Origin of the sequence: Pelolinea submarina (genome assembly GCF_003966975.1) — a bacterium.
Taxonomy (GTDB): Bacteria; Chloroflexota; Anaerolineae; order Anaerolineales; family Anaerolineaceae; genus Pelolinea; species Pelolinea submarina.
The window spans coordinates 2,105,090-2,126,926 of record NZ_AP018437.1 but is presented as its reverse complement, the minus strand read 5'-3'; the positions used below and the strand labels follow the sequence as shown (position 1 = coordinate 2,126,926).

At 50.1% G+C, this 21,837-nt stretch carries 17 protein-coding genes and 1 riboswitch; of the genes, 9 read left to right on the top strand and 8 right to left on the bottom strand.

Features of this window, described 5'->3' with window-relative positions:
• Positions 1-22: 22 nt before the first annotated feature.
• Complete coding sequence (alaS, locus tag Pelsub_RS09435; RefSeq protein WP_116223982.1) at positions 23-2,734, top strand: alanine--tRNA ligase; 2,712 nt, start codon at positions 23-25, stop codon at positions 2,732-2,734.
• Positions 2,735-2,896: 162 nt separating this feature from the next.
• Here the strand turns inward: alaS and gcvPB are convergent, their stop codons facing one another.
• The 3 genes from gcvPB to gcvH are packed head-to-tail and all read right to left on the bottom strand — an operon-like array spanning position 2,897 to position 6,088.
• Complete coding sequence (gene gcvPB / locus Pelsub_RS09430) at positions 2,897-4,357, bottom strand: aminomethyl-transferring glycine dehydrogenase subunit GcvPB (RefSeq protein WP_116223983.1); 1,461 nt, start codon at positions 4,355-4,357, stop codon at positions 2,897-2,899.
• Entirely contained in the window at positions 4,350-5,699 is a 1,350-nt protein-coding gene (gene gcvPA, locus Pelsub_RS09425; protein ID WP_116223984.1) for an aminomethyl-transferring glycine dehydrogenase subunit GcvPA, read from the bottom strand. The genes gcvPB and gcvPA overlap by 8 nt, the downstream gene beginning before the upstream one ends.
• Entirely contained in the window at positions 5,699-6,088 is a 390-nt protein-coding gene (gcvH, locus tag Pelsub_RS09420) for a glycine cleavage system protein GcvH (protein ID WP_116223985.1), read from the bottom strand. Before gcvH ends, gcvPA begins: the two co-directional genes overlap by 1 nt.
• A 121-nt stretch (positions 6,089-6,209) precedes the next feature.
• Positions 6,210-6,306: riboswitch (glycine riboswitch) on the bottom strand.
• A 168-nt stretch (positions 6,307-6,474) separates the two neighbouring features.
• On the opposite strand from gcvH, the gene Pelsub_RS09415 reads away from it, so the two are divergent.
• Together Pelsub_RS09415 and glmS are read left to right on the top strand one after the other, a co-directional pair.
• Positions 6,475-7,350 carry a formylglycine-generating enzyme family protein gene (locus tag Pelsub_RS09415; protein WP_116223986.1) on the top strand — a complete coding sequence of 292 codons (876 nt, stop codon included), beginning with the start codon at positions 6,475-6,477 and terminating at the stop codon, positions 7,348-7,350.
• 304 nt (positions 7,351-7,654) lie between these two features.
• A complete protein-coding gene (gene glmS / locus Pelsub_RS09410) occupies positions 7,655-9,496 on the top strand; it encodes a glutamine--fructose-6-phosphate transaminase (isomerizing) (protein WP_116223987.1) in 1,842 nt (613 codons plus the stop codon).
• Between the two features lies 1 nt (position 9,497).
• Here the strand turns inward: glmS and Pelsub_RS09405 are convergent, their stop codons facing one another.
• Positions 9,498-11,000: a hypothetical protein gene (locus tag Pelsub_RS09405; protein ID WP_126440473.1), complete on the bottom strand. Its 1,503-nt coding sequence runs from the start codon at positions 10,998-11,000 to the stop codon at positions 9,498-9,500.
• 81 nt (positions 11,001-11,081) lie between these two features.
• Entirely contained in the window at positions 11,082-11,642 is a 561-nt protein-coding gene (locus tag Pelsub_RS09400; protein ID WP_116223989.1) for a flavodoxin domain-containing protein, read from the bottom strand.
• Positions 11,643-11,795: 153 nt separating this feature from the next.
• On the opposite strand from Pelsub_RS09400, the gene Pelsub_RS09395 reads away from it, so the two are divergent.
• From Pelsub_RS09395 to Pelsub_RS09370, 6 genes are all read left to right on the top strand, one after another.
• Positions 11,796-12,845, top strand: coding sequence for an Mrp/NBP35 family ATP-binding protein (locus Pelsub_RS09395; protein WP_116223990.1), 1,050 nt, complete (start codon positions 11,796-11,798; stop codon positions 12,843-12,845).
• A gap of 6 nt (positions 12,846-12,851) precedes the next feature.
• Complete coding sequence (locus Pelsub_RS09390) at positions 12,852-13,790, top strand: PSP1 domain-containing protein (protein ID WP_116223991.1); 939 nt, start codon at positions 12,852-12,854, stop codon at positions 13,788-13,790.
• A gap of 1 nt (position 13,791) precedes the next feature.
• A complete protein-coding gene (locus tag Pelsub_RS09385) occupies positions 13,792-14,505 on the top strand; it encodes a PIG-L deacetylase family protein (protein WP_158675062.1) in 714 nt (237 codons plus the stop codon).
• A gap of 93 nt (positions 14,506-14,598) precedes the next feature.
• Entirely contained in the window at positions 14,599-15,270 is a 672-nt protein-coding gene (locus tag Pelsub_RS09380) for a FadR/GntR family transcriptional regulator (RefSeq protein WP_116223993.1), read from the top strand.
• Between the two features lie 32 nt (positions 15,271-15,302).
• Positions 15,303-17,105, top strand: coding sequence for a 2-oxoacid:acceptor oxidoreductase subunit alpha (locus Pelsub_RS09375; RefSeq protein WP_116223994.1), 1,803 nt, complete (start codon positions 15,303-15,305; stop codon positions 17,103-17,105).
• 2 nt (positions 17,106-17,107) lie between these two features.
• A complete protein-coding gene (locus Pelsub_RS09370; protein WP_198418331.1) occupies positions 17,108-18,148 on the top strand; it encodes a 2-oxoacid:ferredoxin oxidoreductase subunit beta in 1,041 nt (346 codons plus the stop codon).
• Positions 18,149-18,151: 3 nt separating this feature from the next.
• On the opposite strand, the gene pyk is transcribed toward Pelsub_RS09370, so the two are convergent.
• Genes pyk through argF form a run of 3 tightly spaced genes read right to left on the bottom strand, consistent with a single transcriptional unit; the run spans position 18,152 to position 21,775 of the window.
• Entirely contained in the window at positions 18,152-19,615 is a 1,464-nt protein-coding gene (pyk, locus tag Pelsub_RS09365) for a pyruvate kinase (protein ID WP_116223995.1), read from the bottom strand.
• A 31-nt stretch (positions 19,616-19,646) separates the two neighbouring features.
• A complete protein-coding gene (gene rocD / locus Pelsub_RS09360; protein WP_116223996.1) occupies positions 19,647-20,846 on the bottom strand; it encodes an ornithine--oxo-acid transaminase in 1,200 nt (399 codons plus the stop codon).
• Positions 20,847-20,854: 8 nt separating this feature from the next.
• A complete protein-coding gene (gene argF / locus Pelsub_RS09355) occupies positions 20,855-21,775 on the bottom strand; it encodes an ornithine carbamoyltransferase (protein ID WP_116223997.1) in 921 nt (306 codons plus the stop codon).
• Between the last annotated feature and the right edge of the window lie 62 nt (positions 21,776-21,837).

Genomic DNA, 21,837 nt, shown 5'->3' with positions numbered 1-21,837 from the left:
TTCTGAGAAATATGAGGAGCACATGCCGAAAAATTTAACTGGTAACCAGATTCGCAAAGAATTCATTGATTTCTTTATTCAAAAAGGGCACAAATTTGTACCTTCAGCATCACTGGTGCCGGGCGGCGACCAAACGCTGCTGTTCACCAATGCCGGCATGGTGCAGTTCAAAGACGTATTTTTAGGGACGGACAAACGCGACTATACGCGCGCAGTGAATTCACAGAAATGCATGCGCGTGGCGGGTAAACACAACGACTTGGACGACGTGGGCCGCGATGATTACCACCACACCTTTTTTGAAATGCTGGGGAACTGGTCTTTCGGCGATTACTATAAAAAAGAAGCCATTACCTGGGCTTGGGAGTTATTGACCGAAGTGTGGGGGTTGGATAAGTCCCGCTTGTGGGTGACTTACTTCAAAGACGAAAAAGGGGAAGTGGACACGGATGAGGAAGCCAGAGAAAACTGGCGCTTGCAGCCGGGCATCATCCAGGAACACATCCTGCCTTTCGGGCGCAAGGATAATTTCTGGGAAATGGCCGACACCGGCCCATGCGGTCCCTGCTCGGAGATCCATTTCGATCGCGGCGAAGAATGGTGCGACAAGGCTGATGATCCCAAGCATGTGTGCGGCGTCAACAGCGACTGCCACCGCTACCTGGAATTATGGAACCTGGTGTTCATCCAATACAACCGCATGAGCGCGACCCAATTGGACCCGCTGCCGGCCACGCACGTGGATACCGGTATGGGCTTTGAGCGCATTGTGTCTGTTATGCAGGGCGTTGATTCCAACTACCGCACCGATTTATTGCTGCCTCTTATTCAGGTGGTGCAGGGATTAGTGGGAGACACTGATGCGGAACGCGACGCGAACTTCACGCCTTACCGCGTGATCGCCGACCACGCGCGCGCGGCTACCTTCCTGATTGCGGACGGCGTGGTACCCGGCAACATCGGGCGCAACTATATCTGCCGCATGATCATACGGCGCGCGGCGCGTTTCGGCAGTAAACTGGAATTAACTGAACCCTTTATGGCGCAAGTGGCTGCCAAAGTCATCGATATCTACGGCGAAGCCTACCCGGAACTGGTCAAAAACCAGGCGACCATATTGGATAACCTGACACGCGAAGAGCAGCAATTCCAGACTACGGTCGAGAGCGGCCTTTCTCGATTGGAAGACGAAATTCAGAATATGCAGGGCAAGACGCTTTCAGGCGCCGCTGCCTTTGATTTGTATGCGACCCATGGCCTACCGCTGGAGATCACACGCGACGTGCTGCGCGAACGCGGACTGGACGTGGATCAACCCGGTTTTTACGCGGCTATGGAAGAACACCGCATCAAATCCGGCGCCGGAAAAGAATTCGGCCCGTTGGGCGGCGAAAAAGCCGAACTGTATGCCCAATACCTGGAGAAATTACAGGAGGAAGGCAAACTGGGCGAAAAAGGCGTCAGCTATGATCCTTATCAAGGCGAAGTAACCCAAACCCGGATTATTGCCATCATCAAAGACGACCAACTGGTTGACCAGGCTTACAACGGCGATAGTGTGGAAGTGGTAACCGAACGCACCGGTTTCTATATTGAATCCGGAGGACAGGTTTCCGACCAGGGCCAGATTGTTACGGCCGATGGACAGGGAAAATTCGCGGTCGAGGAAATGCGCAAACCCTCCGCCGGTATGATCGTGCATTACGGCAAGGTGGTTGAAGGAACGTTGAAAGTCGGCGATGATGTGACCGTGGGCGTGGACCGCAAGCGCCGCCAGGATACCCAGCGCAACCATACCGCCACGCATTTACTGCACGCGGAATTGCGCAAAGTGCTGGGCGAACATGTGCGTCAGGCTGGTTCATTGGTCGCGCCGGACCGCCTGCGTTTTGATTTCACCCACCAAAAGGGCCTTTCCGCCAAAGAGCTGGCGGCGGTCGAAGAAGGCGTTAACCAACGGATTTTGGATAATTACCCGCTGACCATTGCGGAGAAGAAGCTCACGGAGGCCCAGGCGGAAGGCGCAAAGGCGTTGTTCGGTGAAAAGTACGGGGATGATGTCCGCACCGTCAAGATTGGCGACGCGAACCCATTCTCCTATGAACTGTGCGGTGGTACGCATGTGGACGAGACCGGCGAGATTGGCACCTTCATCATCATCAGCGAAGGCAGCGCCGCGGCCGGTATCCGGCGTATCGAAGCCTTTACCGGGCGCAAGGCTTACCAGTACATCCAGCAGCACTTGAAAGAATTGAAAAGGACTGCGCATTTGCTGGAATGCGGTTTGGATGAAACTGAAAGCGCTGTAAAGAAATTGCAGGAGAAGAACGAAGCCAACCTGAAATTGTTGGCCGGGTATAAGAAAGATACCGCCAAACAGGCCTACAACGAAGCTAAGAGTGATATCCGGACCATCAAGGGCATGCAGGTGCTTACGCTGACAGTTGAGGACAGCAATAGTGAATCCTTACGCGAACTGGCGGATATTTTCCGGCAGGAATACAGCGACGGTGTGGCCGTGTTTGCCAATGTGACCGCGGACGGCAGCGTACAGTTGGTGGTGACGGCGGCGGATGCTTGCATCAAGCAAGGCGTGCACGCTGGCAATCTGGCGAAGGCCATTGCCGGAGCGATCGGTGGCAGCGGCGGCGGACGCCCACAGTTGGCCCAAGCCGGCGGCAAGGACGCTGGAAAACTGAAAGATGTTCTTGCGAACATCGAAAACTATTTGTAATCGCTCTATCGCAGACATTGAAAGAACTCCTGTGAATAAAATCCAGGGGTTCTTTTTTTGAAAATCCTATCCGATTGACCTTATGACCACATAGTCAAACGTAATAATAAAAAGAGCCCCTTCAATCATAGAAAGGGCTCTTTTCTCCAGAAAGTAGGAATTTTATTCTTCCGGTCGCCAGCAGCACAACACCAGATCTTTGGCGGCTTTAACTTCGTCCAAACGGCCAATGGGGGTGTTGTGGGGCGCTTCATGCAGCAGCTCGGGTTGTTCGTGGGCTTCTTTAGCGATCTTCTTCATGGCGTCCACGAAGACGTCCAGGGTCTGCTTGCTCTCGGTTTCGGTTGGCTCGATCATCAACGCTTCGTTGACGATCAGCGGGAAGTAGTTGGTGGGTGGGTGCATACCGTAATCCATCAGGCGCTTGGCAACGTCGAGAGCGTGTACGCCTTCGGCATCCGGCCAGACGCCTTCCAGCACAAATTCGTGCATGCAGTCGCGATCGTAAGGCAGGGTGTAATCCTGTTTGAGCAATTCCATCAGGTAGTTGGCGTTTAGCACCGCGTGTTCTGCGACCGCTCGCAAGCCTTCCGGTCCCTGCATCATGATGTAGGTCAGCGCCCGCACGATAATGCCGAAATGGCCGTGGAAGGATTTGATGCGGCCGATGGATTGGGGTGGATGCACAAAGCCGTACAGGGGCGGCAATTCATCCGTGGCTTCTTCCAGAATACCCACAACGGGGTCAGGCAGGAAGTCCGCCAGATGGGCTGCCACTGCCACAGGGCCGGAACCAGGCCCGCCGCCGCCGTGCGGAGTGGAGAAGGTCTTATGCAAATTGATGTGCATGATGTCAAAGCCCAGGTCGCCCGGGCGGGTGACGCCCAGCAGCGCGTTCAGGTTGGCGCCGTCGCCGTAAACCAGACCGCCGGCCTGGTGCACGATGTCAATCACTTCCAGGACGTGTTCGTCGAAAAGCCCCAGAGTATTGGGGTTGGTGAGCATCAAACCGGCGAGGGTATCGTCGCATAGCTCGCGCAGCTTTTCGATGTCCACGTTGCCGCGCGCGTCGGAGGGCACATTAACCGGCGTAAAACCGGCCATGCTGGAGGTGGCAGGATTGGTGCCGTGGGCGGAATCCGGAACCAGGACCTTGGTGCGCTTCATGTCACCACGCGAACGATGATAAGCTCGCATAATCAAACTGCCAACCAGTTCGCCGTGAGCGCCGGCCGCAGGCTGCAAGGTTATCGCGCTGAACCCGGTAATTTCTTTCAGCGTTTCCTGTAGTAAATACATCACTACCAGGCTGCCTTGAACGGTTTCAATTGGCTGAAGCGGGTGTACCTTCAGGAAACCAGGCATGCGCGCGGTGACTTCATTGATGCGCGGATTGTATTTCATTGTGCAGGAACCCAGCGGGTAGAACCCGCCATCGATGGAATAATTCAATTGGGAGAGGTGCGTAAAATGGCGGACCACATCCAGTTCAGATAATTCCGGCAAGGGTAATTCCTCGCGCATGAAAGCATCCGGCAATTCGCTGGGCGGGACATCTAAATGCGCGTACTCGATACCAACGCGCCCGGGAGAGGAGAGTTCATAAACGGTTGGTTCAGTCATGCAGCGCCTCCTCAAGCAAATCCAACAGCAGGTCGATTTCTTCCCGGCTGTTCATCTCAGTTACAGCGATTAACATCTGGTTCTTCAATTTCGGATTGACTTTTTCCAGATCAAAGCCGCCAATCAAGCCATGTTCGAGCATGTGCTGGTTGATGACGGAAACATTCTTTGGACATTCAATCACAAATTCGTTGAAGAAAGGCTGCTGCGTAACGAGTTTATATCCTTTCAACTCGGCAATCTGCTGGGCGGCATAATGCGCTTTGTGATAGCAAAGTTCGGCGACTTCGCGCATGCCGCTCTTGCCCAAAAGGCTCATGTAAATGGTGGCTGCCAGGGTCATCAGGCCCTGATTGGTGCAGATGTTGGAGGTGGCTTTGTCGCGACGGATATGCTGCTCGCGGGCAGTCAGGGTGAGTACGTAGCCACGTTTACCCGTGCCGTCCACAGTTTCGCCCACGATGCGTCCTGAGATTTTGCGCACCAGTTCTTTGCGGGTAGCAAAAAAGCCCAGGTAGGGTCCGCCAAAGCTCATCGGAATACCCAGGGGCTGGCCTTCGCCAACAACGAAATCTACACCGAAATCAGCCGGCGGTTTGAGCAGTCCGAGCGCGATGGGATTGACAGATACTGCCACCAGCGCGCCTTGTTCATGCGCTTTTGTGGTTATGGCTGTCAGGTCATAGATGTTTCCCAGGAAATCGGGATACTGCACCAAAACCAAAGCGGTTTCGCTGTCTATCAAGTCTGCGAGTTTGTTTGGATCCGAGAATGCCATCTGGTCTTCGGGAACCACCAACTTGCTTTCATCCAGCATGCCGAAATAAGTATGGATGGTTTCCAGATATTGCGGGTTGAGGTTGGGGGAAAGAACCAATTTAGGCCGCTTACCCCTGAAATGATGGTAGGCCGAAATACAGGCTTCCGCTGCCGCGGTTGCGCCGTCATAATGAGAAGCGTTGGCAATTTCCATACCGGTCAGGTTGGCAATGAGTGATTGAAATTCGAAGATTGCCTGCAGAGTTCCCTGAGAAATTTCCGGTTGGTAAGGGGTATATGCGGTAAAAAAATCACCGCGATGGAGCAAAAAATCCACCGCGGCGGGAACGTAGTGGTTATATGCACCTGCTCCCAAAAAACAAGTCATTTCGTCACAGGCGTTATTAGCTCCTGCCAGGTTGCTGAATTGCTGCTGCGCTTCCATCTCTGAAAGCGCATGCGGAATATCGAGATCCGGAAAGCGAAATTCTTCCGGTATTACATTGAAAAGTTCAGAGAGGTCTTTTTTACCAATGATCTTCAGCATTTCCTGACGTTCAACGTCAGTATGCGGTATGAACATTAATGTCGTCCTTCACAATACTTTTCGTAAGCCGCGGCATCCATTAATTCATCCATTTCGGAAGGATCGCTGACTTCGATTTTATACAACCAGCCCTTTTCATAAGGGTCATCGTTGATGGTTTCAGGAATATCGGATAAACCTTCGTTGACTTCCAGTACCTTGCCGCTGACAGGAGAATTGACGTCGCCCGCCGCTTTGACCGATTCAATTGTGGCTAGCGCATCGCCCTTGCTGACTTTATCATCGGTTTCCCGGTTGAACTCAATGAAGACGATATCCGAAAGTTGATCCTGCGCATAGTCGGAAACCCCGATGGTTGCGATGCTGCCGTCCAGCTTGACCCATTCGTCAGTCTTTGCGTATTTCAGATTACTGGGTGTGTTCATGCTTTTCTCCTAAAGGTTAAATTAATAGGCAGGCAGTTACAACTGCCTGCCCTGTCGTTTTCCTGAGAGTTTCACCCTTGCGGGTTTGCACCTTCGGCGTCCGTAGACATTTCCAGGGATATTCAAAACCAGGGTCCTTTTACCTGAGAGATTCATCCAAGTCCTTTATGGATTTGCCCCTTCGGTGCCGTATAAACGGTCTCTTCCCAAGGTTCTTTCTATTAACTTCAATTCTATGAACCAAAACCCAATGTGTCAAGTATTTATATATGTCGATTGAAAATCATTCACAAAACTTCAAACCAATTAGAGTTTTATTAACTCTGTGCAGATCGGACAAGTGCTGATATAACAAAGATACCCAATCTCCCCAAGGTGTAATCCGCATGAAAAAAATTGTATACCTGATTTCTATTGCCCTGTTTTTGTGCGGTTGTACATCGATCACTGAGGCCAACCTATATAAAAGGGTTGCCAAACATATGCCCTGGTATACACCGCAGCCTAAAGGACCGACTTTTACGCTCCCGGCTGATTTTGATAACACCCCAATATCCTCCATTGATTGGATCTACATCAAGTCAGGTGAATTTATCATGGGTTCATCGGACCTGGATGTCGAACATGCGGACGATGAAGTTCCCGAACATCGCGTTTACCTGGATGCTTTTTGGATCTCTAAAACAGAGATCACCAATACCATGTATAAGAATTGCGTGGACGCGGGCGTGTGCAAGTATTCTGTCAGCTTCGTGACCAACCCGCATTACCTTGACTCTTACTATGCTAACCATCCGGTGGTGTACATCAACTGGCGCGGTGCGCAAACCTTCTGTAACTGGATCGGCGGGCGTTTGCCCACCGAGGCGGAATGGGAGAAAGCCGCGCGCGGCCCGGACGGCGATCAATACCCCTGGGATTTAAGCGTGGATGCTCTAATCTTCACCAACAGCAACAACGTGGTGGGGGATACTACGCCCGTGAATGCTTTTCCCAGTTCGGTCAGCTATTATGGCGTGCTGGACATGAACGGCAACGTGCGCGAATGGGTGTATGACTGGTATGACCCCAATTATTACAAGAATAGCCCATACAGCAACCCTCAGGGGCCGGAGAAGACTGATCTGAAAGTGTTGAAGGGCGCCAGCTATTTGGACTCGCTGCGTTACACGCGCGCGGCCAACCGCCTGGCGCATAAACCCAATTCACCCGGCGCTGTACGAGGATTTCGCTGTGCCATGTCCGTCGGAAGCTATCTGTAAGGGTGTTCTTTTCCGGCATTTATCCATCCCTTGACATGAATTAAATTCGTGTATAATGGCCGAGTTCACAATTGAATTGGTAGCGCCTGAGTTTGCTGGAAATGATTAGCAGACTGACGAGGAGAGGGTTCTTCACTGCGAAGTGAAGTTAACCGGTGGCCAACCGGGAAAATCGATAGATCGGCGGATGCCCTCCAGGTAAGTAATATCCCTGACCAATTCCCACAATTTCATACTCTATTGGCCTGCCGGTTTAGCCGGCGGGTGGCATTGCGCATGCCAACGACCTGTCAAGGAGGCAGATATGTGCGGTATTGTAGGCTATATTGGCGATCGGGAAGCAACTCCCATCATTCTGGAAGGCTTGAAAAAATTGGAGTATCGCGGGTATGACTCCGCCGGAGTAGCGGTGTTGAGCAACGGCAAGATCGAACTTCGCCGCGATTCCGGAAAGATCACGCATCTGGAAACATTGTTGAAAGAAAAACCGATATCAGGCAGCCCGGGAATTGGACATACGCGCTGGGCGACCCACGGCGAGCCCAACGAGCGGAATTCCCATCCACATGTAGGTTATAAGGGGCAGGTTGTCATTGTCCATAACGGCATTGTCGAAAACTACCTGGAACTGAAAGATGAATTGATGGCAGAAGGCATCCAGTTCAATTCGGATACCGACACCGAAACCATCGTGCACTTGATCGAGATCAATCTGGATCAGGGCCTCAGCCTGGAAGAATCCGTACGCAACACACTGAAAAGAATCAAAGGCGCGCATGGCATTGTTGTGCTTTCCACAAAAGAACCGGAAAAGATCATTTCCGCACGCATCGGGAACGCGGGCGGTGTTGTGATTGGGTTGGGCGAAGGAGAGAATTTCATTGCTTCGGACATTCCCGCAATTTTAGAACACACCAACCGCATGGTATTTTTGGATTCGCACCAGATGGCCATCCTCGAAAAGGATAAGTTAACCGTGCAAACCATCGAAGGCCAAGTACTGGATTATAAAGTCGAGATTATCAACCTTGACCCTGTTTCGGCTGTGAAAGGGAATTATCGGCATTTCATGCAAAAGGAAATCCATGAACAGGTCCGTTCTCTTACCGAGACCATGGCCGGGCGTATCGATTTTCAACATAACTCCATCCTGATACCTACACTTAATATCGATGAGGTTGATTTTGACCAATTAAAAGGTATCAAGATCGTGGCATGCGGAACAGCCTGGCATGCCGGCCAGGTCGGCAAATACTTGATTGAGGAAATCGCCAAAATTCCGGTGGAAGTTGATATCGCCTCTGAATTCCGCTACCGGGATCCGCTGGTGGATAAGAATCACATCATTCTGGCGATCAGCCAATCCGGAGAAACTGCGGACACCCTGGCCGCAATGGAAGAAGGCCGCAAAAAAGGCGCGAGGGTATGGTCGATTGTCAATGCCATCGGTTCACAGGCCATGCGCCTGACAGATGGATACATTTCCATGCAAGCCGGGCCGGAAATCGGCGTGGCTTCCACCAAAGCTTTTACCGCGCCGCTGGTCGATCTGTACCTTCTGGCTGTTATGATGGCGGATAAAAAAGGGCTGCTGAGCGCCCAGGAACGGTCGCAGTACATTGCTGAAATCAGTAAAGTTCCCGACCTGGTGGGCACATGTTTGGATCGTGAGAACCAGGTGCGTGAAATTGCCGCAAAATATAAGGATACCGAGCATATGCTCTATCTCGGCCGCGGCATCAACATGCCGATTGCTTATGAAGGCGCATTAAAACTCAAGGAAATCTCGTATATTCACGCCGAGGCTTATCCGGCAGGGGAGATGAAGCACGGGCCAATCGCATTAATTGATGAGGATATGCCTGTCATGGCCATCCTGCCGCATGACCAGTGGTACGAAAAGATGATCAGCCAGGTGGAGCAAGCCAAGGCGCGCGGTGGAAAAGTCATCGTGGTTGCCACGGACGGCGATACCCTGGCCAGCAGCCTGGCAGACGATGTTCTGTGGATCCCGGAAGCCTTTTGGATGGTCAACCCGGTGGTAGCCGTACTGCCGCTGCAAATCTTAGCGTATCACATCGCTGCGATGCGCGGTTTGGACGTCGATCAGCCGCGCAATCTTGCCAAGTCCGTAACGGTCGAATAGGCTACTTTTCGGGGACAAGCACCGGATAAGAATAGATACCGCCGACCTCATCCTGGTAATCCACCACCAGCCCATTGGTGATGGTAGCCAGCAGCTGGTCGGCGGCGTTTCCATAGAAATTCCTAAAATCAGGATAGAGCAGGATTAATGCCGCGCCCTTTTCCCTGAACCATTTTTCCCCATAGCCATTCGTAGTGCCGAAAGTGCGGTTGGCGAATTGATCCACCTGGATGGGGAAACGGTTGGTGTAATACAGCACAAAACCTGCGGCGTTTGAAACAAGGCGCTGATCATGCGGCAACGCTTCAATGTATTCTATGATGCCGGATTGGCGTAATTCACGCGCGGCATAACCATGTCCATTCTCGTGCATTTCCTTGATGAAAGCGGATGCCTGGTAGAAGTTAAACCGCAGTGTAACTGCCAAAAGAACAATTGAAAAAAGCAGAGGTATTTTTTGCTTGTTTTGGATAAATAACCCTATCAAGCCAAATATCAGGATGATTATCATTGGTAATATGGGCGCCAGCATCCGGTTGATAATGTCAATTTGCGGAACTGTAACGGTATGGGTTATTGCGATAAACAAAAGGTAAGCGCATAGATTATTCGCTGTCAAGAGAATAATCCTGGCAAAGTCATTATTGCCAGGGCTGGAAAAGATAGATTTTCGCAAAGACCCAATCAAGTAGACGATTATTCCGATTAACAAAGCTGCGGCGCCAATGCTGATAATCCTGTCAACCATCGGATTGGCATAGATGCCAAAATAGGGCAGCCAGGTTTTTAAAACGGAAAACTCTTCCAGAATACTCCGCCAAAAATTGGAAATAATGCTCCAATCAAAGCGGAAATGCTTCCCGCCGACCTTGCTGGTGGCGGTGTACAGGCGCAGAAACCATACGCCAACCGGAAGAATTGAGATCAACCCGTAAGAAACAGCGTGCAGCCATTTTCCTTTACGCTGAGACGGATAGAAAACTACGATAAATAGAGTAATAACGGTAACAAATAAAATTCCCGCGTAGCGTGTAATAGGCAGCAGGCAGGATAAAACAATCAGGAAGACGAAAAGCGGTTCATTTCGATTTTTCATTACCGTTATTGCCGTAACAATAATGGTAAATAACAAGGGGAAGAACAGCGTCTCGGACATGACCCCGCTGAAGATTTCAAGCAGGATAGGCGAGAATAAACAGAAAAGCATCCCTGCCAGAGCCAGCAGATTGTTCCTGAATGTGCTGAATACAATAAAACCTACCGAAAATAAAAACACCGCGAACAAGATGACGTTCAACCAGGGGATAATGACGTTAGGATCACCGTTCTGCCCGAGGAAAAAACTCAGGAATATCGCGTAAAAAGGTGGAAACTCCGTTACAGGGGTAGTGCTGCCGTTGGAATTGATAATGACAAAGCCGCGGCCGGCAGAGAAATTTCTGGCGGCGCTTACGTACGCGGCGGAATCACTAAAGGCCCACGGCCCCCAATGCATGGCGCTCATAAGCAAAAAACCGCCGGCAGCCGCAATCAAAAGCGCGGAAATGAAAAATATTTTTCGTGAAGAAAACAGTGAGCTTTTCACTTAGACCGTTTTAGTAAATTGTCCGGCAACCTCATCGGCCCACGATCGAATCGCGTCCCAGTCACGGAAATCGGTTTTGCCGTATTGCTTGATCAGATTGTGCTGCATGGACTCGATGGTTTTACGAAAGATGATACTTAATTTGCTGAATTCTTCACCTTCGGTGATAACGGCGCCTGCAAATAAGCCCAATGAAACCGGCTTAATTTCCGGGTACTTATCCAGGGTTTTGTTGATCCACTGTGTTGTCTCATTTCTGGACTTTGGCGTATCTTCCCACATATTTGCACAGACAACAAAAACAGCAGTCGGTAGGGCCGCCAATTCATTCCGGTGCTTTTTGATGAATCGATTAACGCTTCGGATTGGTTGGCTGGCATGAATGGACGTGCCAATAATGACCGCTTGATAATCCTCAATGCTATTTACATCTTTTATGGGAAGTACATCAATATCCGCAGAGGTAAGTTTCTTACTAATTTGTTTGCCGATTTCGTCGGCAATTTCATGGGTTGCCCCAGCCCACGTTGCATAGATGACTAAAATCTTATTTATCATCATTCTCCTATTCAACCGTTTTGAGGGGTGGTGATAGTCTAAACCGCTGGAATTATAACAAAATTGAGGAGCGGAATTTGCGAATGGCAATGTGTTAGAATTGCTTTCGAATTAAGTGTATCAATTTTCAAAAATCTATCAATAAAGAAAAGCAGAATGACTGAATCCATTACCAAAGAAAAAGCTCTTGAAATATTAAAAACCGTCATGGATCCCGAGCTGCATAAAGACCTTGTCAGCTTAAACATGATCCAGGATTTGCAGGTAAATGATGGCAAGGTGCAATTCACGATTGAATTAACCACCCCCGCTTGTCCATTGAAGAACAAGATCGAAGGGGATGCGCGCAAGGCATTTGAAGGTGTTCCCGGCGTTAAAGAAGTAGAAATCAAAATGAGCGCCAAAGTTACACAGAGCCAGCAAATGAGCGAGCAAATCGATTTAAACATTAAAAACATCGTCGCGGTTGCCTCCGGCAAGGGCGGCGTTGGGAAATCTACTGTCGCGGTTAACCTGGCGATTGCGCTCGCACAGACCGGCGCAAAAGTCGGCATCATGGATGCGGATATCTACGGACCTAACGTTCCCACCATGATGGGAGTTTCGGAATTGCCGCAGCCGCGGAACAAGAAATTGGTTCCGGCTGAAAATTATCAGGTAAAAATCATCTCAATCGGTTTTCTCGTGAAAATGGGGCAGCCTTTGATTTGGCGCGGCCCGCTGCTGCACTCTACCATCCGCCAATTCCTGGTGGATGTGGATTGGGGCGATTTGGATTACCTGGTGGTTGATTTGCCGCCGGGAACCGGGGATGTGCAATTGAGCCTGGCGCAGCATATCCCGGTCACCTGCGGCGTAATGGTAACCACTCCGCAAAAGGTTTCATTGGAAGATGCCAGCCGGGGAATTGAGATGTTCAATAAATTAAATATTCCTATTGCCGGTGTTGTGGAAAATATGGGCCCTATGATCCTGCCGGATGGATCCAAATTGGATGTGTTTGGCGAAGGCGGCGGAGAAGCCATGGCGAACGTTTACGGCCTGCCATTTATTGGGCGCATTCCACTGGACCCTGAAATACGAAAAAATGGCGATATCGGCCAGCCAATCATAATTGCCGAACCACAATCCAAACCGGCCATGGTTTTCAACGAATTGGCTTGTGAGGTTGCCGCATTCATCTCACAGATGAATCACAAGGAATAAAAATTTATGAGCGAAAATACGGAAAACGGTTTACCGGTTATTGTCGGTATTCGATTTTCAAAAATTGGTAAGAATTATTACTTTGATGCTACCCAGATTGGCGATCTCAAAATAGGAGACCATCTGGTAGTGGAAACCAGCCGCGGCTGGCAGTTGGGAGAGTTGACTGAAATTGTCAGCGACCCGGAAGTTCGAAAGAATGCTTCTTACAAATCCGTTGACCGTATTGCCACTCCTGTAGATTTATTGAAACATGAAGAACTAAACAAAAAAGCGGAAGAAGCTTTAGCAGAATGCCAGAATCTCGTCAGAGACATGAAATTGCCGGATGTAAAAATCATCACGGCTGAATTCAGTTTTGACGAAACCATCCTTTCATTTCTATTTACCTGTGAATCAGAGGATGTTCCCAGCTTAAACCAGGTAAAAAAGAGCATTGGCAAGAAATTCTCGGTTGGCCGGATTGACTTTCACAAAATCGGGCCGCGCGACGTTGCCAAATTCTACGGCGGTATGGGTGCCTGCGGCTTTCCAACACGCTGCTGCACGAAATTCCTGGATCGCTTTGATTCCATCTCCATTCGCATGGCCAAGACACAGGGCATTTCATTGACACCTTCCGACATTACCGGAATGTGCGATCGGCTGCGCTGTTGTCTGGCGTACGAACACTGCCAATACGAAGAAGCGTTGAAAAGTATGCCCAAGCGCAATAAATTGGTCATGACGCCGAATGGGCAGGGGAAGATTAAAGATATCGCGCCTCTACGCGAATGCGTTTACGTACAATTGGCGGAAATCGGCATCAAGGAATTCCATATCAGCGATATTTCGGACGTCAAACCGATGCGAGAAGAAACTAAACCCGATAAACCCGCGGAAGGAAACGGCAGCGAGCGGCCTCCCCGGCGCAACCGCAACCGACCAAACAGAAAGAAGCAGTAGCATGAAATTTTGGGATTCACCAAAAAGCATTTTAGTAATTCTGGCTCATCCCGATGATCCAGAATTTTTTTGTGGAGCAACTATCGCCGAATGGGTTGAGCAGGGCAATCAAGTGTCCTACTGTTTGTTGACCAAAGGCGATAAGGGTGTCAATAAAGAATTCCAAACGAGCGATGATATCCGTCAATTACGCGTGGATGAACAAACACTGGCCGCCCGCGAACTCGGCGTAAATGATATTACCTTCCTGGATAACGAAGACGGTTATCTTGTGCCCACCCTGGAATTGCGAAAAGAAGTAACGCGTGTGATCCGCCAGAAAAAACCACAGATTCTGGTAACTTGCGACCCCACGAATTATTTCATGAATGACAATTACATAAATCATCCGGATCACCGTGCGGCCGGGCAAATTGCGATTGACGCGGTTTTCCCCGCGGCCGGGAACCCGCTATTCTTTACGGAATTGATCACTGAAGAGCACCTTTATCCCCATGGCGTCGAAGAAGTCTGGTTATCTTTGCCCAAAGAGCCCAACCTGGTGTTGGATGTGACCGCGACTTGGGATAAGAAGATAGCCGCTCTATTGCAGCACCGTTCACAAATTGGAAAGCCGGATGCATTCACGCTGCGAATGAAGAGCCGTAAAACGGAAGATTCCTCCGAGGACGCGCCTCGTTACCAGGAAGAATTCAAACGGATTATTTTCAAGTAAAGTAAACAAATCATCCTCCAGAGGTTACAAATATAGGTTGTTTTCTGCCTGATTTTGGAGGATAATTATATTAATCAGATTAATATAATTGATATGAACAAACATACTTTTTTCTCCGAAAAACAGGAAGATTTTATCAACTACCTGATTAGAAAACAGCAGGCACCGGATGCGGCAATGCCATCTATCAGCGCCATCAGTAAAGAATTGGGGATTAGCAGCGCTTGCTTGCGGGAGCAAATGGAGTTGGCGCGCAATCTGGGGTTGATAACAACCCAACCGCGGAAAGGCATCGAAATTCAGCCTTACAGTTTCACACCGGCTGTGATTAAAAGCCTTTACTATGCGGTCAAGATGGACCAATCTTATTTTGAGCAATTCTCGGAAATCCGCAACCATTTGGAACGCTCATTTTTTATTGAAGCGGCAAAGGCTTTGACGCCGGATGACCTGAAAACCCTATCCAACTTAACCCGCTCCGCACACGAAAAATTGCAGGGCAGCCCTATCCAATTACCCCATGCCGAGCACCGCCGCTACCATCTTCTGATCTATAAAGGCTTGAATAATACCTTTCTCAATGGGCTGCTGGAAGCTTACTGGGATACTTACGAGCTGGTCGGTTTGGATGTTTATATGGATCTGGCTTATCACGAATCCGTTTGGAAATATCATGAATCCATTGTTGAAAATCTCAACCACGCTGATTACGACGCGGCTTATCAGTTATTGCTGGAACATATGGAATTGATCTACCGGCGATAACCGAATCCTAAGCAAATAAGGATTGTGTTTTTATGAAAATAAACGAGTTTGGAATCGCATTCAGCACCATCAATGGGTCCGGCAGCGCCACAGCCAATAACACTATTCAGCGCGCGATATTTAAAATGGGCATCCCGGTTTCGGCCCGGAACATTTTCCCCTCAAATATTCAAGGTATGCCGACCTGGTATCACTTGCGTGTCAGCCAAAAAGAATACTACGGCCGTCTGGAAAAAGAAGACATCCTGATCGCAATGAATCCGGAGACGGTCGCGGAGGATATAAAGAAGCTGAATCCCAACGGCATTTTGTTAATCAACAGCTCCATTTCGCCGCCTGGTTCACGTAACGACATCAGCATCGTAAAAATGCCAGTAAATGAAATTCTGGAGGCTTGTGCTTCTCCTTCAAACCTGGGCATTTACCTGGCGAATATGGTTTACGTCGGAATCTTATCCTTCCTGATTGGTATTGACCTGGATCAGGTTGAAAAAGCCCTGGAATATCATTTCAACCACCGCCGCAGCGCGGTTGACCCAAACTTCAATGTGGTAAAGCAGGCTTTCCAATGGGCACAAGAGAATTTAAACCAGGACTATGGTTATAAACTGGAAGCGCTTGACTTGAATAAGGGCCGCATCATGATTGACGGCAACACTGCCGGAGCGATTGGCGCATTGTTCGGCGGCCTGCAATACGCCGCCTGGTACCCGATCACGCCTGCGACCGGTCTGGCAGAAGCGCTCAATGAGTATATACCGCGCCTGCGAACAGACCCATCCACCGGTTCTTCAACTTGCGTCGTTGTACAGGCAGAGGATGAGCTGGCGGCTATTGGCATGGTTGTCGGCGCTGGTTGGGCCGGCCTTCGTTCCATGACTTCCACTTCCGGGCCGGGATTATGTTTGATGGCGGAATACCTGGGATTGGCTTATTTTGCCGAGGTACCCGTTGTGATTTGGGATGTACAGCGCGTGGGGCCTTCCACGGGGCTGCCAACCCATACCTCGCAGGGTGACCTGGCATTTTCGTATTTCATCAGCCACGGCGATAAAGACTTTGTCATCCTGCTGCCTTCCGATGTGGGGGAATGCTTTGAATTTGGCTGGAAAGCTTTGGATATCGCGGAGAAATTACAGACACCGGTGCTCGTCCTGAGCGACCTCGAGTTGGGAATGAATATCTGGTCAACCGACCGGTTTAAATATCCCGATAAGAAAATTGATCGGGGCAAGATTCTATGGGAGAAGGACCTGGAGCGCATGGCCAAAGAAGGCAACAAAGTCTGGGGCCGTTATAAAGATCTGGATGGCGATGGCATACCCTATCGGACCGTTCCCGGAAACTTGAACGCGGGTTCGGCTTATTTTACTAGAGGCACGGGCCATGATGATTACGCCCACTACAGCGAGGAACATCAGGATTGGGAAAATAACCTGCTCCGATTAAAACGCAAGGTTGAGAGTGCCAAAGAATTAATTCCGCAGCCATTAATCGTGAAAGATCAGAAAAGCGAGAATGGGTTTATTTCTTACGGTACATCCAATATGCCCGCGCTTGAAGCCGTCGATAAATTATCCGAAGAATCCCTTCCGGTCGATTACCTGCGAATTAAAGCAATTCCGTTTACCCAGTCGGTGGAAGATTTCCTGCAGAATCATCAAAATACCTACGTAATCGAAGCCAACCGGGATGGACAGATGAAAAACTTGTTATGCATGAATTTTCCCCAATATGCCAACCGTATCCACAGTATTGCCAGGTGCGATGGATTGTCGCTGAGCGCAGAGTGGGTTTGTAATCAGTTCAAGGCGCAAGCCGGTAAAGGAGCATAATCTTGGACGCCAATGTCAAACGGTCTTATCCGAACGCAATTGGTTACACCCGCAGCGATTACCAGGGTTTGCCAACTACTTTATGCAAGGGCTGCGGACACAATTCCATTTCAAATATGATTGTGTCTGCCTGTTACGAACTGGAACTTCAGCCTGAAAAAATAGTGAAGTTCAGCGGAATCGGCTGCTCCAGTAAATCCACCGCTTATTTCCTGGAAAGATCCTTCGGATTCAATGGCCTGCATGGGCGCATGCCATCGTTGGCCGAAGGGGCGCTTTTCGCAGACCTTAGCCTTAAAGGGATTGGTATCAGCGGCGACGGGGATACCGCCAACATCGGTCTGAGCCAGTTCAAACATATCGCGCGGCGCAATCTGCCCATGGTATACATCGTTGAAAACAACGGCGTATATGGACTGACCAAAGGGCAGTTCTCTGCCACCGCGGAAAAAGGTCTCAAATTAAAAAGGCAGGGTGAAAATCCTTACCTTCCGGTGGATATTGCGCTGGAAGCCATTGCGGCGAACGCCTCCTTTGTTGCGCGTTCTTTCGCCAGCGACCCCAAGCAGGTGAAGGAATTAATCAAAGCCGCGCTCAGCCACGACGGCACGGCTATTTTAGATATCATCAGCCCCTGCGTGACCTTTAACAACCAGGATTATTCACTGCACTCTTATTCATGGGGGAAGGGGCACGAAGCACCGCTGCACGAAGTTGAGTTTGTGCCGCCGCGAGAAGAAATCACGGTGGATGATTTTGAACGGGGCACGATTAAAGAAGTAACCATGCACGATGGCTCGTTAATCGTGTTCAAGAAATTGGAACGGGAATACGACCCGACCAACCGCACAGAAGCCATCCGGATGCTGGAAGAAGCCATCCGGCGTAATTGGCTGATTACCGGTTTGATTTACGTAGATCCCAATGCGCCGACCATTTTCGATATGTATTCACTCGGCGATGAACCGCTGAACCGACTATCGGCTGAAAAGCTGCGGCCGGATCATAACGCTTTGGAAATGATCAATATGAGCTTTTCCTAGCGTTTAGGGATTCTTCAGGCTGCCAATGGTATGCAGCAGCGCCAGGTTGGTCGAGCGCATGGCGCCAATCGGAAAACCTGAAATGAACACGACTTTTTGTCCTCTTTTCAAGGAAGTGGAGGCCAGCAGCGCGTCTTCCACATGCTGGATCATTTCCTCTAGGGAGTTGGAAAAGGGAACCAGGTGCGGTATAACGCCCCAGTTCATTCCTAAACGCCGGTAGGTGTCTTCGATAGGCGTAAAAGCCAAAATGGGCACCTGTGGGCGCGCCTTGGATTGCAATAGAGCGGAACGGCCGGATTGGGTGAAAACCGCGATACAGGTAACTTCACGGTCATGCGCCAATTCGCGGGCTGCAATCGCAATGGTAAAGGAATCGTCCTGATCCTTTCCGATGGCGGGCTGGTAGGCATGGCCCCATTCGGACATGTGCTTCTCAGCCTCACAGGCAATTTTGTCCATCATGAGGACACTTTCCAACGGGTACTTGCCGCTGGCAGATTCACCGGAAAGCATGACAGCATCCGTACCGTCGAAGATGGCATTTGCCACGTCCGAAGCTTCCGCGCGCGTGGGGCGGGGATTCTCAATCATGGAATCCAGCATTTGCGTGGCAGTGATCACCAATTTGGTTTTTTGGTTGGCTGCCTGAATAATCTCTTTTTGGATGACAGGTACGTCGGCCGGGGAAGTCTCCACGCCTAAATCGCCGCGGGCTACCATGACGCCGTCAGCGACATCAAGAATACTTAGCAGATTTGTGACCGCCTGTGGCAACTCCAGCTTCGCGATAATGGTTATGTTGCGCTTTTCGGGCTTGTATCTGCCAATGAATTCGCGTATGCAGGTGATATCATCCGCGCTGCGGACAAAGGAAATGGCAACCGCGTCGATCCCGTTGTCCAGACCGAAGGTCAGATCTTCCTGGTCTTTCTCTGTGAAACCGGGAATATCCAGCTCCGTACCGGGAAGGTTGACGCCTTTATGCGAGTAAAGACGACCGCCCAAAATCACTCGAGCTTTAAACCCCCGATCGTAGACTTCGAGGACTTCCATTTCCAATTTGCCGTCGTCCAAAAGAATCTTTCGGCCCGCTTTCAGGCTGTGCAGGATATTTGGGATTTCCATGAAAATGGTCTTGATTTCGCCATCGATGAAATCCATGGAACGGTTATCCAGGTCTATTTCCATATTCAAAATTTCACCGGCTTGCAGAGGCACACCTTCTTCGGGCAGTGTACCCACGCGTAGTTTCGGCCCCTGTAAATCCTGTAATATGGAGATGGGTTTATCGTATTTATCGGAAAACTCACGGATCAGCTCAATCTGTTTCAGATGCGATTCGTGCGTTCCATGCGAAAAATTCAAACGGGCGACATCAATACCCGCTTCAATCAGCGCCGCCAGCATTTCACGGCTGTCACTGCTAGGTCCAATAGTGGCTACAATTTTCGTTCGACGTTTCATGTTTTCCAGTATATCAGATCTGTATTATTTATTATTTTGCCAATACTTCGCGAATATGAGTCATGGCCCAATCAATGGTTTCTTTCTCAATGATAAGCGGCGGCGCAAAGCGTATGGTGGATTCGTGCGTTTCCTTTGCCAGGATGCCTTTTTCCTGCAGCGCTTCGCAATAGGGGCGGGCAATCCCCGCAGAGGTTTTCATCTGCACACCGATCAATAAACCGCGCGCACGAATCTCCTGAATGTTCTTCTGAGGCATTTCAGCGAGTTGGTCGGAGAAATATTCTCCCATGCGGGCCGCGTTCTCGATCAGACCTTCTTCTGTCAGTACTTTCAAGGCAGTGCGTGCCACAGCGGCTCCCAAAGGATTGCCGCCGAAAGTTGATCCATGTTCGCCCGGTCGGAACAAACCCATGATGGCCGCACTGGAAAGCACGGCAGAAACCGGATAGAAACCGCCGGAAAGCGCTTTACCGATAATTATCATGTCAGGTTTGACGCCTTCATGGTCGCAGGCAAACAATTTTCCTGTGCGGCCCAGACCAGTCTGAATTTCGTCAGCGATGAACAAGACATTATTCTTCTTGCACAGCTCCGACACACGTTTCAGATAACCTTCCGGTGGAATGATCACGCCGCCTTCACCCTGGATAGGTTCAAGCATGACAGCCGCCGTATTCGGATTGATAGCTTTTTCAATCGCATCCGCGTCCCCGTATTTGACAATAACAAAACCGGGGGTAAATGGACCGAAATCATCGCGGTAGAATTTTTCGGATGAGAAAGAGACAATCGTGATGGTGCGGCCGTGGAAATTGCCATCCGCCACGATGATTTCGGCTTTATGGCGTTCGATACCTTTCACTTGATAAGCCCACTTGCGGGCCAACTTCAAAGCGGTTTCCACCGCTTCGGCACCGCTGTTCATGGCAATGGACATTTCATATCCGGTTAAATCGGATAATTCCTTATAGAACAGCGGCAACTGGTCGTTGCGGAAGGCACGCGAAGTCAAGGTGAGTTTTTGCGCCTGCTCCAGCAATGTTGCCAGAATTTTTGGATGGACGTGGCCCTGGTTCAGGGCGCTGTAGGCGCTCAGGCAGTCCAGATAGCGTTTGCCGTCTACATCGTAAACCCAACAGCCTTCGCCGTGGTCCAGCACCACATCCAACGGTTTGTAATTATGCGCTCCAAATCGGTCTTCTAAGTCGATATACTCGTTTGTTTTCATAAATTAGTCTATTTGAGCATTTCTACCAAAATAGCTTTTTGGGCGTGCAGTCGGTTGTGAGCCTGGGGGAACAGGCGCGATTGCGGGCCATCTGCTACTTCGTCGGTGATTTCATAGCCGCGGTGTGCGGGCAGACAGTGCATCACAATCGCGGTAGGTTTGGCATTTTTCAGCAGTTCGGTATTTAACTGGAAGGGCGGGAAGACTTTCTTACGCTTCTCAGTTTCTGCTTCCTGGCCCATGCTGGTCCAGGTATCGGTGTAAACCACATCCATGTCTTTGACGGCTTCCACGGGGTCGCGCGTAACATTGATGCTGACTCCGGTTTTGGCAGCCATTTCCCTGCCGGCGTTCATGGAGGCGTCGTCCAGGTCATAGCCTTCCGGGCAGCCGATGGTGAAATTCATACCCAGTTTGGCGCAAGCATGCATGAGCGAGAGTGCAACGTTGTTGCCGTCGCCTACGTAGGAAACATTCAAGCCGTCCATATGGCCGAACTCTTCGTAGATAGTGAGCACATCTGCCATGGCCTGGCAGGGGTGGTTGTAATCGCTCAGGCCGTTAATGACCGGTATGGAAGCCCATTTGGCCAACTCGGTGACGTGTTCGTGCGCGAAAACGCGCGCCATGATGGCGCTGACGTAACCGGAAAGCACGCGCGCTACATCTGCGATGGATTCGCGCTTGCCCAATCCGATTTCATCGGGTGAGATAAACAGTGCGTCGCCGCCTAAGTGGCGCATGGCCATGTCAAAGCTGATGCGGGTGCGCAGGCTGGGTTTGTTGAAGACCATGGCCAGCACTTTGCCTTTGAAAATCGGCTGGTTGCCTTTTTCGAAATATTCTTTTTTCAGGTCAATGGCCAAATCCAGCATGCCTTTCAGTTCATCCGCAGAGTAATCCGCAATTGCAATAAAATCTTTTTTCATTAGTCCTCTTTCTCCTTCATGTTTGAGCAGTATAGCATTTTCAACAATAAATTCGCTGTGTA